This is a genomic window from Corallococcus carmarthensis (genome assembly GCF_003611695.1).
In the GTDB taxonomy this organism is placed as follows: domain Bacteria; phylum Myxococcota; class Myxococcia; order Myxococcales; family Myxococcaceae; genus Corallococcus; species Corallococcus carmarthensis.
In genome coordinates this window covers 1-13582 of the sequence record NZ_RAWE01000047.1, presented here as the reverse complement: position 1 = coordinate 13582, position 13582 = coordinate 1, and the positions used below count along the sequence as shown (strand labels likewise).

16 protein-coding genes and 1 tRNA gene are annotated in these 13582 nt (G+C 70.8%); 15 read left to right on the top strand and 2 right to left on the bottom strand.

Features of this window, described 5'->3' with window-relative positions; genetic code table 11:
• Window positions 1-152 precede the first annotated feature (152 nt).
• Window positions 153-2345, top strand: coding sequence for a catalase/peroxidase HPI (gene katG, locus D7X32_RS15315; protein WP_120603288.1), 2193 nt, complete (start codon window positions 153-155; stop codon window positions 2343-2345).
• A gap of 103 nt (window positions 2346-2448) precedes the next feature.
• Here katG and D7X32_RS15310 read toward each other — a convergent pair whose 3' ends face one another.
• Window positions 2449-4038, bottom strand: a complete 1590-nt coding sequence (locus D7X32_RS15310; RefSeq protein ID WP_120603287.1) for an MBL fold metallo-hydrolase — start codon at window positions 4036-4038, stop codon at window positions 2449-2451.
• 378 nt (window positions 4039-4416) lie between these two features.
• Here D7X32_RS15310 and D7X32_RS15305 point away from each other — a divergent pair.
• The 9 genes from D7X32_RS15305 to D7X32_RS15265 all read left to right on the top strand — a co-directional run bounded on the left by D7X32_RS15305 (window position 4417) and on the right by D7X32_RS15265 (window position 8536).
• Window positions 4417-4490 (top strand) — tRNA-Arg (locus tag D7X32_RS15305).
• A 322-nt stretch (window positions 4491-4812) separates the two neighbouring features.
• Complete coding sequence (locus tag D7X32_RS15300; RefSeq protein WP_120603286.1) at window positions 4813-5538, top strand: PP2C family protein-serine/threonine phosphatase; 726 nt, start codon at window positions 4813-4815, stop codon at window positions 5536-5538.
• The gene (locus D7X32_RS15295; protein ID WP_120603285.1) at window positions 5535-5753 is read left to right on the top strand and encodes a hypothetical protein; all 219 of its coding nucleotides are present in this window, start codon (window positions 5535-5537) and stop codon (window positions 5751-5753) included. Before D7X32_RS15300 ends, D7X32_RS15295 begins: the two co-directional genes overlap by 4 nt.
• Window positions 5750-6055 carry a LexA family protein gene (locus D7X32_RS15290; RefSeq protein ID WP_120603284.1) on the top strand — a complete coding sequence of 102 codons (306 nt, stop codon included), beginning with the start codon at window positions 5750-5752 and terminating at the stop codon, window positions 6053-6055. Before D7X32_RS15295 ends, D7X32_RS15290 begins: the two co-directional genes overlap by 4 nt.
• On the top strand, window positions 6048-6404 hold the full coding sequence (locus D7X32_RS15285) for a hypothetical protein (protein ID WP_120603283.1): 357 nt from the start codon (window positions 6048-6050) through the stop codon (window positions 6402-6404). Before D7X32_RS15290 ends, D7X32_RS15285 begins: the two co-directional genes overlap by 8 nt.
• Complete coding sequence (locus D7X32_RS15280) at window positions 6397-6576, top strand: hypothetical protein (protein ID WP_120603282.1); 180 nt, start codon at window positions 6397-6399, stop codon at window positions 6574-6576. Before D7X32_RS15285 ends, D7X32_RS15280 begins: the two co-directional genes overlap by 8 nt.
• Window positions 6569-7387, top strand: coding sequence for a DUF5131 family protein (locus tag D7X32_RS15275; RefSeq protein ID WP_120603281.1), 819 nt, complete (start codon window positions 6569-6571; stop codon window positions 7385-7387). The genes D7X32_RS15280 and D7X32_RS15275 overlap by 8 nt, the downstream gene beginning before the upstream one ends.
• Entirely contained in the window at window positions 7380-8033 is a 654-nt protein-coding gene (locus D7X32_RS15270; RefSeq protein WP_120603280.1) for an ASCH domain-containing protein, read from the top strand. The genes D7X32_RS15275 and D7X32_RS15270 overlap by 8 nt, the downstream gene beginning before the upstream one ends.
• Window positions 8030-8536, top strand: a complete 507-nt coding sequence (locus tag D7X32_RS15265) for a DUF1643 domain-containing protein (RefSeq protein ID WP_120603279.1) — start codon at window positions 8030-8032, stop codon at window positions 8534-8536. Before D7X32_RS15270 ends, D7X32_RS15265 begins: the two co-directional genes overlap by 4 nt.
• A gap of 131 nt (window positions 8537-8667) precedes the next feature.
• Here the strand turns inward: D7X32_RS15265 and D7X32_RS15260 are convergent, their stop codons facing one another.
• A complete protein-coding gene (locus tag D7X32_RS15260) occupies window positions 8668-9942 on the bottom strand; it encodes a ScoMcrA-related endonuclease (protein ID WP_147450163.1) in 1275 nt (424 codons plus the stop codon).
• 107 nt (window positions 9943-10049) lie between these two features.
• On the opposite strand from D7X32_RS15260, the gene D7X32_RS15255 reads away from it, so the two are divergent.
• From D7X32_RS15255 to D7X32_RS15240, 5 genes are all read left to right on the top strand, one after another.
• The gene (locus tag D7X32_RS15255; RefSeq protein ID WP_147450162.1) at window positions 10050-10433 is read left to right on the top strand and encodes a GxxExxY protein; all 384 of its coding nucleotides are present in this window, start codon (window positions 10050-10052) and stop codon (window positions 10431-10433) included.
• Complete coding sequence (locus D7X32_RS15250) at window positions 10430-12154, top strand: DEAD/DEAH box helicase (RefSeq protein ID WP_208752428.1); 1725 nt, start codon at window positions 10430-10432, stop codon at window positions 12152-12154. Before D7X32_RS15255 ends, D7X32_RS15250 begins: the two co-directional genes overlap by 4 nt.
• Window positions 12151-12813 carry a hypothetical protein gene (locus D7X32_RS15245; protein WP_120603276.1) on the top strand — a complete coding sequence of 221 codons (663 nt, stop codon included), beginning with the start codon at window positions 12151-12153 and terminating at the stop codon, window positions 12811-12813. Before D7X32_RS15250 ends, D7X32_RS15245 begins: the two co-directional genes overlap by 4 nt.
• Window positions 12810-13055: a hypothetical protein gene (locus D7X32_RS44990; RefSeq protein ID WP_147450161.1), complete on the top strand. Its 246-nt coding sequence runs from the start codon at window positions 12810-12812 to the stop codon at window positions 13053-13055. The genes D7X32_RS15245 and D7X32_RS44990 overlap by 4 nt, the downstream gene beginning before the upstream one ends.
• A partial coding sequence (locus tag D7X32_RS15240) for a hypothetical protein (RefSeq protein ID WP_208752426.1) occupies window positions 13052-13582 on the top strand: 531 nt, incomplete at its 3' end. The genes D7X32_RS44990 and D7X32_RS15240, both read left to right, overlap by 4 nt.

Here is a 13582-nt window from a genome sequence, read left to right as displayed (position 1 = left end):
ACGGTCTCCAGGCGCGGGGAGGGGGAGTTGGGTTCGGTAGCGAACGGCGACCGGGCCCTTCCCGACATCCGGTCACCAGCATTCCGCGACGCCGCGCTACGTACTCGCGCGCCCGCCGCCGGTGCGCGGCGCCGCCCGCTGAGGAGACTCGCATGAACGACGAACCGAAGTGCCCCGTCGCGCACGGCCCCCGCCGCGCCCGCACGAACACGCAGTGGTGGCCGGACCAGCTCAACCTCGCGATGCTTCACCAGCATTCCTCGCTGTCGGATCCGATGGTCGAGGACTTCAACTACGCGGCGGAATTCCAGACGCTCGACATCCACGCGGTGGTCAAGGACCTGCACGCGCTGATGACCGACTCGCAGCCCTGGTGGCCGGCGGACTACGGCCACTACGGTCCGTTCTTCATCCGCATGGCGTGGCACGCGGCGGGCACCTACCGCATCTTCGACGGCCGCGGCGGCGCGCGCTCGGGTGAGCAGCGCTTCGCGCCTCTCAACAGCTGGCCGGACAATGGCAACCTCGACAAGGCGCGCCGCCTGCTGTGGCCCATCAAGCAGAAGTACGGCCGCAAGCTGTCGTGGGCCGACCTGATGATCCTCACGGGCAACGTGGCCCTGGAGTCCATGGGCTTCAAGACGTTCGGCTTCGGCGGCGGCCGGGAGGACATCTGGGAGCCGCAGTCCATCAACTGGGGCCCGGAGTCCACCTGGCTGGGTGACGAGCGCTACAGCGGCGAGCGTGAGCTGGCGCACCCGCTGGCGGCCGTGCAGATGGGCCTCATCTACGTCAATCCGGAAGGTCCGAACGGCCGGCCCGACCCCGCCGGATCCGCGCGCGACATCCGCGACACGTTCGCGCGCATGGCGATGAACGACGAGGAGACCGTCGCGCTCGTCGCCGGTGGCCACACCTTCGGCAAGTGCCACGGCGCCGGCCCGGTTCACCACGTCGGCGCCGAACCGGAGGGCGCGAACATCGAGGAGCTCGGGCTGGGCTGGAAGAACGCCTACGAGAGCGGCATCGGCGCGCACGCCACCACCAGCGGCCTGGAGGGCGCGTGGACGCCCACGCCGACGAAGTGGGACATGACCTACTTCGAGACGCTGTTCGGCTACGAGTGGGAGCTGACGAAGAGCCCGGCCGGAGCGCACCAGTGGAAGCCCGTGGGCAATAGCGGCGCCGGCACCGTGCCGGACGCGCACGTGTCCGGCAAGCGCCACGCGCCGATGATGACCACCGCCGACCTGGCCCTGCGCTTCGACCCCGTCTACGAGCGCATCTCCCGCGACTACATGGCCCACCCGGCGAAGTTCGCGGACGCCTTCGCACGCGCCTGGTTCAAGCTGACCCATCGCGACATGGGCCCCAAGGTGCGCTACCTGGGCCCCTGGGTGCCGAAGGAGGACCTGCTCTGGCAGGACCCCATCCCGTCCGTGGATCATGCGCTGATCGATGACGCGGACATCGCCGCGCTCAAGGCCGAATTGCTTGGGTCCGGCCTTTCGAACCGGCAGCTGATCAAGACGGCCTGGGCTTCGGCGTCGACGTTCCGCGGGAGCGACATGCGCGGCGGAGCGAACGGTGCGCGCATCCGCCTGGCGCCCCAGAAGGACTGGGAGGTCAACGAGCCCGCCGAGCTCGCGCAGGTGCTCGGCAAGCTCGAAGCGATCCAGAAGCGGTTCAACGCCGCGCAGGGCAACCGCAAGCGGGTGTCGCTGGCGGACCTCATCGTGCTGGGCGGCACCGCGGCCGTTGAAGCCGCCGCGCGCGACGCCGGCCACAAGGTCTCCGTGTCCTTCACCCCGGGCCGCACGGACGCGTCGGCGGAGCAGACGGACGTCGACTCCTTCCTCGTGCTGGAGCCCGCGGCCGACGGCTTCCGCAACTACGTCCGCGCCGGCGCCGAGCCGACGACCGCCGCCGCGCTCATCGACCGCGCCAGCCTGCTCACCCTGACCGCGCCGGAGATGACGGCGCTCGTGGGCGGCCTCCGCTCGCTGGACGTCAACGTCGGCCACGCGCAGCACGGTGTGTTCACGAAGCGCCCGGGCAAGCTGAGCAACGACTTCTTCGCCAACCTGCTCGACATGCGCACCGCGTGGAAGCGGTCGGAGACGACGCCGAACGTGTTCGAGGGCCGCGACCGCGCCACGGGCGAGCTGCGCTGGACGGCGACGATCGCCGACCTCGTCTTCGGCTCGAGCTCGCAGCTGCGCTCCCTGGCGGAGGTCTACGCGGCCAGCGACGGCGAAGCGCACTTCGTGCAGGACTTCATCGCCGCATGGACCAAGGTGATGAACCTGGACCGCTTCGATCTGCCGGGCAGGAAGACGATCTGAGCGGATGACGTGAGCGCGAAGCGCCGGCAGCGGACCTGCCGGCGTTTTGCGTTCCGGTGCCCAGGCGCGAGCGCCAGTGGCCGGTCGTCCGCCCACGCCCGCGCTACTCCAGGATGCGCTCCATGGTCAGGAAGGGCCGCGCGGCGGGGATGTTCCGGCCGCGGCAGACCTCGATGAACTTGTTGGATTCGATCATCTGGGGCGCGGTCTCGTCGTACTGGAGCACCATGACGTGGCGCAGCCAGGGCTCCTGGCCCATGGCGTAGATGAAGACCTCTTTCGGGTTCAGGTGGTTGAGGATCTCCGTGGCGCGGGCGCTGTCGGAGCCGTTGAGCCGCCGCGACTGATCCATCTTGCGCGGCAGGGGCTGGCTGAGCAGCGGGCCGTACATCCAGCTCATCGGGCCGCCTTCGCACTCCATACCCAGGTAGAGCGCGTCCAGCGGCCCCACCAGCTCCGACAGGTGCTGGTACATGCGCGGCTCCAGCGCGTTGGAGTCCGCGGCCATCAGCAGCGAGCGGCCGGCCAGCCGCACCAGGTGCGCCGTCTTCGCCTGCACCGCCAGGTCGCTGTGCTCGCCGATGAAGGGGATGCCCATCAGCGACCCGCCGGGGATGGCGATCTCCTGCAGGTCGTCGATTTCGATGACGTTGCGGAAGCCCGTCCTCTCCAGCACCAGGCGCAGCGAGGGGTCCGCCAGCGAGTACGCGTTCGAGCGGGGCACGACGATGGTGCCGATGCGGTGACGCAGCTGCAGCAGCGTCTCCATCATCAGGTGGTCCGCATGGCCGTGGGTGATGAGGACGTAGTCGATCTTCTCCGGCAGGTCCGCGTGGGTGAAGCGCCCCTGCTCGGTGGGGAACTCGTAGCTGATGACGGGGTCGGTGAGGACGGACACCTCGCGCGTCTCCATCAGCACGCACGCGTGGCCGAAGTAGCGCACGCGCACGCCGGAGCCGGTGTAGGGCGCGGGCTTGCGAGGGGCCGTCTCGGTGAAGAGGTCCGCGAACGCGTTCGCCGCGGAAGCAGGCACGCCCAGCATCTCCGCCACCTGTCCGGGGCTGCCCGGCGTGTGGCGCATGCGGAAGAGCGCGTCGATGCCCTCGTGACGGAAGGGCACCTGGAGCCACAGGGGCGAATCACCCTCCAGGCGCGGCGTGCTGAAGACGTACTTGCGGGCGTCGCCGGAGACGCGCATCAGCGAGATGCTCTGCGACGACTCCTTGTAGAGGCTGCTGCGGTAGAGCAGCGGCTCCATGATGCGGGCGTTGGCGCGGTGGGCCAGGTCGTAGTGGAGCTCCACGAAGCCGCGGAGCATGTCCGGCACCTTGGCATAGAGCGGCTCCAGCGACTCACCCTTGGAGCTGGCAAGGAGCTGCTCCAGGTCCGACACGGCCTTGGTGTAGGCCAGCATGTCCGCATTCTCGCGGGTGGTGCGCTCGAGCAGCGCCTTCACCTCGTTCACGCGCGACACGGGGTGGTTGATGAAGGGGCCACCCATCAGCGCCGGGTTCTGGAGCGCGGCCACGTGCACGTCCGGGTTCGCGACGAACGACTGCATCAGCTTCAGATGCAGGCGGGACATGAACAGCGGCGCCGTGGCGGGGGAGATGAGGTACCACCAGACGTACCACTGGTTGAACAGCGGCTCGATGGCGACATCGGGCTTCAGGTACATCGGGCGGTCGAGCATGGGTGTCGTCTCGCGAGGTGGGGAGCAGGCGCCGGGCAGGCCCGGAAGCACGCGTATCCCGGCAATTTTGATGATTCCGGGCCTGACTTCAAGGTGTCGAGTTCGAGGCGGGGCCTGAAGGGTCCCCGGGTCTTGCCGTGGGCGATCTGCGCTGATGGCCTGACGGAACGCCAAACCCAGACAGACGTCACGGTGGGTTCTCCAGAAGCTGGAACCACGCCGGGCTTCTGTTCCAGGAAGACCGCGAGGACCGGACCCTGCCTGCTTGCCTCGTGCGCTCTCGGGGAGCCGTCAGCCGCAGGGTGGACAGAGCCCGCATGGACGGGTGTCAGACCCGTTGCGCGCGACAAGTCCCCTGCTATAACGCCCGCCAGCACCGATCCCGTAGCTCAGTTGGATAGAGCGGCGGTTTCCTAAACCGCAGGCCACAGGTTCGATTCCTGTCGGGGTCACTCCGCAACCCCCCGTCCCGACTGAAGATTTCGTCGGGGCGGGGACGCGGGCTCCCGGGCGCACCCGGTCCGTGGCGCTGTCGTGGCGTTGCGGCACAGTCTCCGACGCCGAGCCGAGTGCGGTCCTCGCCTTCGCGAGGTCTGTGCCGCCCGTGCCCGGGTGCGTCTCCTGCGGCCTAGCGTGCTGGCCTGGCTCTCCTGCCCAGGCATGTACTCGCCACGCCCTGGAGGCAGCCGTCGCGGAGTTGCAGTGTCTCCGTTCTTCCGCTGTTGGCCTTCCGCACATCACGTCTGCCATTGACGGCCAGAAGGGCGGTGGCCAATGAGCCACGCCTTCGATGTCGGGGCGTGCTCCGAGCAGGGCCGCCGGGACTACCAGCAGGACGCCGTGGGCCGTCAGCCGATCACCAGCGGGCTCATTGCCGCGGTAGCGGACGGCGTGGGCAGCTACGAGGGCAGTGACCTCGCCGCCCAGGTTGCGGTGCGGACGATGCTGCAGCATCACTTCTGGGCGCCGGGAGTCGTGGCCGATGACTCGCTCCGGCCCGGTGTCGAAGGCGCCGTCGCTGACGCCCATCTCCAAGCGAGGCAGGCGCTGGATGCCCTGGGCAAGCCGGGCGCGACGACGCTGGCCCTGCTTCTGGTGGTGGGGGAGCGCGCGGTGGTGGCGCACGTGGGCGATAGCCGCGTGTACCGGCTGCGCGCGGGGAAGCTGGAGCAGCTCACCGAGGACCACCGGCACCCGTTCTCCCGGCACACCATCACGCGGAGCCTGGGTAGCGAGCGCGCGACCGCTGACGACACCGCGCCGGACGTTGTGGAGACGGACGTCCGGCCCGGAGACGTGTGGCTGTTGTCCACGGACGGCGTGCACGACTCGCTGACGCCCGAGCAACTCGCCGCCGTGCTGGCGGACGGCGCCGACGCCCAGGTTGCAGCACAGGCCCTGGTGGAGTCCGCGCTCGCCGCTGGTAGCCGCGACAACTGCACCGCCCTGGTGGTGCGCGTGCCCGGGGATGCCCCGGAGGCGCTGCGAGGTGCCGCGTGAGCGCCGCCGGCACCCGCTCCGCTGCCGTCATCAAGGTGTCCCTGCGCAGCGGCACGGGGCACCGCGTGTCCATCAGCGACGCCACCGGCCTTGTCGTCAGCGTCTGGGACGCAGAGGCGCGCGCGGCCTGGGCGAAGGCCGATGACCTTGACCGCGCGCGCCGCGAGCGCGCCGCCAGCTGCCAGACCGTCGTCACCCGGAGGCCCACGCGATGAGTTGCCGTCCCCACCCCGAGAATGGCCCCTCCGGGGGCGCTCCGACGCAGCGCCAGCAGGAGGTGCTCGCGTACGTCCACGCCTACAAGGAGGCCCACGAGCGCGCGCCGACGGCGCGTGAGCTGTGCGAGCGCTTCAGTTGGGCCTCGACGAACGCCGCAGCTGACTACTTCGGCCGGCTGGAGCAGCTCCGGCTCCTGACGCGCGAGGCGAAGGTGGCGCGCTCGCTGCGCCTCACCCCGTCCGGCAAGGCCGTGGCCCAGGCATACCTCTCGGCGCACCCCGAGGTGCTCCATGGGTAGCGCGCTGCCCACGCCCGAGGAGCGCCGCGAGCAGGTCCGCGCGCTGGTGCGCACATGTCCGGATGGCGAGCGCGGCCTGCTGCGCCTGCGGCTGTACCAGGAGACGCCCATGTCGCCGGAGGACGCCGGGTACGGCGGCCTGAAGGCGCGGTGCGCGGTGTGCTGGACGCTGCGCCCGCGCCGCCAGCAACTGAACGAGCTTCAGGAGCGGCCCGTCGCCACCTGTGAGGACAGGACCTGCTGGTACCTCTGGCGCCGCGCGCTGAAGCGGGAGCGCTCGCTTCATGAGCGCGCGAAGGCCGCGCTGCTGGCCACCTTCGCGCCGGGGCACGAGGTGTCCCATGCGTGAGCTGCTCGTCGAGTCGCTGCACCTCGCGGCCGTCGCGCTGCACCTGGTGTCCGCGGTGCTGCTCCTCCTGGCGCGCCGTGGGTCCCGCGCCGCCACCTCCACCACCGGCAGGCCCGCCCTGCGCGTGCTGCCGGGTGGCCTCTCTACGCAGCGGGAGGTGGCCCGTGGGTAAGACGAGCATCGAGTGGACGGACGCGACGTGGAACCCGGTGCGCGGCTGCACGAAGGTGAGCCCGGGCTGCAAGCATTGCTACGCGGAGACGTTCGCGGAGCGCTTCCGGGGCGTGCCTGGGCATCCCTACGAGCAGGGCTTCGAGCTGCGCCTTGTCCCGGAGAAGCTGCCGGAGCCGCTGCGCTGGCGCGAGCCGCGCCGCGTGTTCGTCAACAGCATGTCCGACCTGTTCCACGAGGACGTGCCGCGCGAGTACATCGCCGCCGTCTTCGGCGTGATGGCGGCTCGGGGGGACCACACCTTCCAGGTGCTCACGAAGCGTGCGACGCGGATGCTGGCGTGGTTCCAGTGGGTGCGAGGACTGGACGCGCCCGGTGAGGACGCGCAGGTGCGCGCGTGCCTCGGACAGGCGGACCGCTACACCACTCGCTCGCGGCATATCTCCTACCCGCCCTGGCCGCTGCCCAACGTGTGGCTGGGCGTCAGCGTGGAGGACCGCAAGTACGGCCTGCCGCGCATCGAGCACCTGCGGCAGACGCCGGCCGCTGTCCGCGTCCTCTCCGTCGAGCCGTTGCTGGAGGACCTCGGGACGCTCGACCTGCGCGGCATCCACCAGGTCATCGTTGGCGGCGAAAGCGGCCCCGGCGCGCGGGCCCTGCACCCCGACTGGGTCCGCTCCATCCGCGACCAGTGCACCGCCGCCGGCGTGGCCTTCTTCTTCAAGCAGTGGGGCGGCGTGCGGAAGAAGGTCGCTGGTCGCGTCCTCGACGGGCGCACCTGGGACGAGATGCCGGAGGTGGCCCGTGGTTGAGCGCCCCATCCTGTTCAGCGGGCCGATGGTCCGAGCGCTGCTCGGCGGCCGGAAGACAGTCACCCGGCGAATCATCAAGCCCCAGCCCACCATCAGCGACCGCGGCAACCTGTGCTGGAAGGACTGGTGCTACGGGCAGACCCCTGACGGGCGCCCTGCGGTGGCGTCGCTCGCGAAGGTGAGCCCCTACGGACAGCCCGGGGACCGGCTCTGGGCTCGCGAGACGTGGGCCCTGGAGGACCTGGAGGGGGATGGCCAACGCGTTGTGTGGCAGGCCGACCGCGCTGCGGCGTGGCGCGCGAACCTCGACAAGCATTTCTACCTGGCGTCGGACTACACACCGACGCGCTGGCGCCCCTCCATCCACATGCCGCGCTGGGCCTGCCGCTTGATCCGAGAGGTGGTGTCCGTGCGCGCGGAACGCCTGCACGACATCACCGAGGAGGACGCGAAGGCGGAGGGTGCTGAGCCCATTGGCATCACCTTCCGGGATGAGGCACGTGGCGCACGCATCGTCCCGAGCCTCGGCGGTCCGTATCGCGACGGCTTCCGCATCCTCTGGGAGTCCATCAACGGCGCTGAATCCTGGGACGCCAACCCCTGGGTCTGGCGCGTGGAGCTCAAGCAGGTGGAGGGCGTGCGATGACCCCCCGCTACCTGGATACCGGAGCAGAACTGAGTGAGTGCGGCCTGTACCGGTACCGCCTCTGGCGCCGCTGGTCCGCGCTGGAGAGCGCGCCGCGCGTCCTCTTCGTGATGCTGAACCCCTCCGTCGCCGACGGGCAGCAGGACGACCCGACGCTGCGCCGCTGCGTGGGCTTCGCGCAGGCGTGGGGCTACGGCGCGCTCACGCTCTGCAACCTCTTCGCCTTCCGGGCCACGGACCCGGCGGACCTGGTGCCCGCGAAGGACGCGGTGGGGCCGCTCAACGATGCGGCCCTGGAGTGCGCCGCGCGCGAGGCCTCCCTCGTCGTCGGTGCCTGGGGCGCCCACCGCCTGGTGCCCCAGCGCGCGCCCGCGGTGCTGGCCCTGCTGCGCCGGTACCACCCGGTGCACGCGCTCGCGCTCACCGGCGCGGGTGAGCCCCGGCACCCGCTCTACCTCGCCGGCCACCTGCGGCCGCAGCTCTACCGGGAGGCTCTGTCGTGAGCCCCGCGCGCCTCCTCCTGGCCGGCACGTGCGCCGGCTATCTCCTCGCCCACGCGGATCCGCGCCTGGGCGCCTTTCTCTTCGCCGTCCTCTCCCTCTTCGCGGCGCTTGTCGCGGCTGCTTCCTTGGCGCTACGTCTGCTCGACGAGCGTGCCGACCATCTCCAGCGCGAGCGGTCCCGCGGCTTCGAAGCCCGTGCCGTCGTACGTGAGGACAGCGACGCCTTGCGAGCGGAGGAAGCGCTCTCGGGCATCGGACACCGGCGCGTTCATGACGAGGCAGAGGAGGTCGTCTGGCTCGCCGCGGAAGTGTCGGTACTCCAGCAGCTGCGAGAGCGCGTCGCGCGTCAGGTCAACCTCACTTCTTTCGCCCAGCGTCTTCACCTCGAAGATGACACGCCTTCCATCGCCAGGACGCCTTCCCCAAAGGTCCACCGACGTGGGTATCTCCCTGACTTCCTGCCAGCCTGCGGACAGGAGAGCGCGGTTGAGAGCGGCAACCAGGTGGAAGTGGCCTTGCACGGCCTTCTCTTTCAGCGCGAGCGTTTCCTCGGGCGACCGTTTCTCTTCGCCAGGGACGGCGGCACTCGGGACCCGTGTCTCGTCAAATGGGCGAGGCGTGAGCGTCGGCGCCCTGCGCGCCCGTCGACTAGCTGTGGTTGGCGCCGCGGTGGTGGCGCCGGCCCGCTCGTTGAATCTCAGCCGAAATCGGATGATGCGGCGCTGGGTGCCGTTGCTGTCTGGGCCGGTCGACCACCAGTGCTGCGTGCTACGCACGACACCCAGGAAGCGCAGGAGACGTGTGGCGGCGCCTTCGAACATGAAGTTCGTGTAGCGGTTGCTGGCGAGCAGCTTGTTCTGCCCGTCCATGCGCTGGTCTCCAGTCTGCCCGCGGCCCGTGTAGATGAGCTCGTCGCCGTCCCAGTAGTCCTCGTAGTCGAAGGACTTCGCCCCTCCGATGTGGGTGATGAGCAGCAGCGCCTGCATCTCGGGCCGGGAGGCCATTCCTCCGACGGAGCTGAAGTAGTTCGCCTCGCAGTCGAAGAGATTGCCGAGCTCGTCCCAGGAGTAGATGCGACCTGGTTCGAGGCTCGGCAGGGGGCGCGGCGAGGAGCCGCCGGCGGACTCCTTCGACGACACGACGTTGAAGCCGAGCGACTCAAGCTTCGCGCGCACCGTGGCATCGCCGCCACTGAAGGCGGTGTTGGCGAGCGGCTTCGGGTGCTGGAAGCCGTGGGCCGCACCGACGATGGCCTTCGAGTCGAAAAGCTCCCCCTCAAACGAGAGGAAGTAGCTCCGGGCTTCTCCGTACCCGTACTTCTGGAGGAAGGCTTCTCGGCCGATCTCCCGAAATTCGGCGATGGCTGCCAGGACTGCTTCCCGCGATGTGAGGTCTTGAAGGGCCACGCGGAGACCGTACTCCAGCCCTACCCACACGGACGTGCTGTCGGTCTCAGTCCGAGGCTCTCCTTGGTGTGGGTCGTAGGCGCCCCTGGTTCGAGCCGAGGTGGGGCATGAGCACGTCCACGCCCGCCATGAGGGCGCTGGAGCAGGTCCGCGCCCTCGTCACCCGCCACCGCTTCCGCTGCGCCGGGGAGGCCCTCCTGCAGGAGGCACTCGCCCAGGTGCTGACGGAGGCGGGCATCCCCTTCCAGCGCGAGGTGCGGCTAGGGGACGCGGGCCGCATCGACTTCCTGCTGACGGAGGCCCGCGTGGGCCTCGAGGTGAAGGTGGACGGGGGCCTCTCCGAGGTCACCCGCCAACTGCTGCGCTACGCGGAGCGGGAGGACATCCACGCCCTCCTGCTCATCACGACTCGTTCCCGCCACGACAGCCTGCCGGCCCACATGCAGGGCAAGCCCGTGCGCGTCGCTGTGCTGAGAGGAGGCCTGCTGTGAAGACGTACGGGACGGTGCGCCTGGAGGCGCGGAAGCTGGGCAGCAGGGGAGGGGAGCGGCCCGCGTGGGTGGTGCAGGCGGAGCCCCACGTGGCGGTGCGCCTGAAGCGCGTCTTCGACCGCATCAACAAAGGGGACGTCGGCGAAGTACTCCTGGCAGCCACCGCGGAGACGGCGCGCGAGCTGGAGTGGTTCCTCGAGCGCTACCCCATGGAGGTGGTGGGGAAGGAGGCCAAGGACTTCCTGCGGCGCGGTGCGCGCGAGCACGCCCGGCGCGAGGCGCAGGTGGCGGAGCTGCTGGCCGCTGAGTACCAGGCGCCCGACTTCGCGATGCATGTCCCGCCCCGCGAGTACCAGCGGAAGGCGGCGGACATGTGGCTGCGCCTGCAACGCCTGCTGCTGGCGGACGACGTGGGCCTCGGGAAGACGGCCTCCGCGCTGACGGGCTTCACGGACACGCGCACCTTGCCGGCGGTGGTGGTGACGCTGACGCACCTTCCCCGCCAGTGGCAGCGCGAACTGGCGCGCTTCCTTCCGCGCCTGCGCGTGCACGTGGCGAAGCGCGCGACGCCAGAGGACGTCACCCGCGGGCGCGGAGGGCAGAAGCTGCCCTGGCCCGACGTCCTCATCCTCAACTACCACAAGCTGTCGGGCTGGGCGGACACGCTGGCCAACGCGGGCGTGCGCTCCATCGTCTTCGACGAGTGCCAGGAGCTGCGACGCGGGCCGGAGTCGGACAAGTACCGGGCCGCCCACTACCTGGCGGAGCGCACGCCCTTCGTCATCGGCCTGTCCGCCACCCCCATCTACAACTACGGCGGGGAGATGTTTCACGTCCTGGACGCCCTCAAGCCCGGCGTCCTGGGCACGCGCGAGGAGTTCAGCCGGGAGTGGTGCACCGGCGTGGACGAGAAGCTCAACTTCAAGGACCCGCGCGCCTTCGGCACGTACCTGCGCGACGCGGGCCTCATGCTGCGCCGCACACGCCAGGACGTCGGGCGGGAGCTGCCGTCCCTCTCACGCGACGTGCACACCGTGGAGTCGGACACGCGGGTGCTCGACGAGGTGCAGGACAAGGCCGCGGAGCTCGCCCGCATCATCCTCGCGCAAGGCGGGGTGAAGCCCGAGGAGCGGCTCCACGCCTCCGGGGAGCTGTCCTGGAGGTTGCGGCAGGCCACCGGCATCGCGAAGGCGCCCTTCGTCGCGGAGTTCGTCCGCATGCTGGTGGAGAACGGCGAGCGCGTGCTGCTCTACGGCTGGCACCACGAGGTGTACAGCATCTGGCGCGAGCGGCTCGCGGAGTACTCCCCGGCCATCTTCACCGGCCAGGAGAGTCCGGCGCAGAAGGAGGGGCAGGCGAAGCGCTTCAAGGACGGGCAGACGCCCATCCTCATCATGTCGCTGCGCGCGGGCGCGGGACTCGACGGCCTCCAGCACTGCTGCCGCACGGTGGTGTTCGGCGAGCTGGACTGGAGCCCCGGCGTGCACGAGCAGGCGTGCGGCCGCGTCCACCGCGACGGCCAGACGGACCCCGTCATGGCCTACTTCCTGGTGTCCGACTCCGGCTCCGACCCGGTGGTGGCGGACGTCCTCGGCATCAAGCGCAACCAGATGGATGGCATCCGCGATCCACAGGCCAGCCTCATGGAGCGGCTGGAGACGGACGAGGGGCGCGTACGGAAGTTGGCCGAGGCCTTCCTGAAGAACCGGAGGGCAGCGTGACCTCCTGCGACGCCCCCATGCGTGTCCCCATCTACGGCGTGACGGCGCCGCAGCCATGGGCGTGGAGCATCCAGGTCCGCAACGCGCCGGTGCTCAACCTCCACCAGGCCCCGGAGGAGGACGTGCTGGGCGCCTACGTCGCGGTGTGCGCGGCGGCGGAGTACGTGCCGGAGCTGGCCGAGTGGATGGCCTCCTGGCATGGGCCGGGCGTCGCGGCCCCGCGCGCGGGCGAGGTACCGACCAGCGCGGTGGTGGCGGTGGCGCGCGTCGCCGCGGTGTCGCTATGGCCGGACGGCGAGCGGCAGTCGCGCTGGTACGTGGGCCCGGTGGGGCTGTGGCTGGAGGACGTGGTCGCGCTGCGGGAGCCCGTGGCCTGCGAGCCTGGGCCCGCGGACACGCTGTGGGAGGTTCCCTCGCAGGTGCTGGCCCGGGTGCGGCTGGGCTTCGGGGCGCTCGTCGGAGCGGACAAGGCACGCTGGGACGCCTACGAAGCCCGCGCCGCGCGTGCCGGAGGCCGCGAGCCCGAGTCGCTGAAGGACCGCGTCCTCCGGAAGTGCAGCTGCCGGCGCGCGATGACGAAGTGCTCCACGTGCCGGGCCTGGCGCTGCACCGCGCCCGGGTGCCTGCCGCACAGCTGCGCCGCAGGGGTGTCGCCTTGAGCCGCTGCCGCCTGCCCGCCGTGCGCTGCGAGCACTGCGGCGCCACCCGCCTGGGCGACGCCATCACGCAGGACGGCCGGCCGTCGCCCCACGCGCCGCGTGTCGCCTCTGAGTCCGTGCGCGGGCGCCACCCGACGCAGTGGCCCACCTGCCCCCACGGCGTCGCGGCGCTGGCCGACTGCGTGGACCGACCCATTCCTCCCTCCTGCTGCCCTCGGCTCTCCCTGGACACGACACCATGAGCACCTGCCCCAAGCAGCCCGTCCGCCAGCGGCGCCAGCCCGTTCCTCCGCCGCCTCCAGAGATCGCCGAGGGCGATTCCGTGCCCCCGGGCATGATGCGCCTGCTGTCCGGCCAGCTCGTCAGCGAGGAGGAAGCGGCCCAGGTGATTCCCGGCGAACTTCCGCCAGAGGCACGCTGGCCCAGCGAGGCCTCACCCGCGCCGGAGCCCGAGGCGCCCACCTACCGCCGCGAGCCCGCAGGGGCCTGCTGCGCGCACACCTTCGACCCGGGCGCCCTGCACGACGAACTGGACGCCCTGCGCGTCCAGGTGGCGCAGCTGCGCGAGGACCTGGCGCGCAGCGAGGGCCGCGCGGAGGGCGAGCGCGCCGCGTACGAGCGCGTCCTCGCCAGCCTCTTGGCGGCCCGGTCGGTGCCCGTGGCGCCTGCTGTCACGCAGACCCGCCGGCGTGACGTCACGCAGGCCAGCGTGACACCCCAGCGTGACAGCGTGACCGACAGCGTGACGCAGGAGGAGGGGGAGGGGGGG

Bases quoted from the DNA above. Each gene is read 5' to 3' on its own strand.
- katG (WP_120603288.1), top strand. From the start codon at position 153: ATGAACGACGAACCGAAGTGCCCCGTCGCGCACGGCCCCCGCCGCGCC.
- D7X32_RS15310 (WP_120603287.1), bottom strand. From the start codon at position 4,038: ATGCTCGACCGCCCGATGTACCTGAAGCCCGATGTCGCCATCGAGCCG.
- D7X32_RS15300 (WP_120603286.1), top strand. From the start codon at position 4,813: ATGAGCCACGCCTTCGATGTCGGGGCGTGCTCCGAGCAGGGCCGCCGG.
- D7X32_RS15290 (WP_120603284.1), top strand. From the start codon at position 5,750: ATGAGTTGCCGTCCCCACCCCGAGAATGGCCCCTCCGGGGGCGCTCCG.
- D7X32_RS15285 (WP_120603283.1), top strand. From the start codon at position 6,048: ATGGGTAGCGCGCTGCCCACGCCCGAGGAGCGCCGCGAGCAGGTCCGC.
- D7X32_RS15280 (WP_120603282.1), top strand. From the start codon at position 6,397: ATGCGTGAGCTGCTCGTCGAGTCGCTGCACCTCGCGGCCGTCGCGCTG.
- D7X32_RS15265 (WP_120603279.1), top strand. From the start codon at position 8,030: ATGACCCCCCGCTACCTGGATACCGGAGCAGAACTGAGTGAGTGCGGC.
- D7X32_RS15255 (WP_147450162.1), top strand. From the start codon at position 10,050: ATGAGCACGTCCACGCCCGCCATGAGGGCGCTGGAGCAGGTCCGCGCC.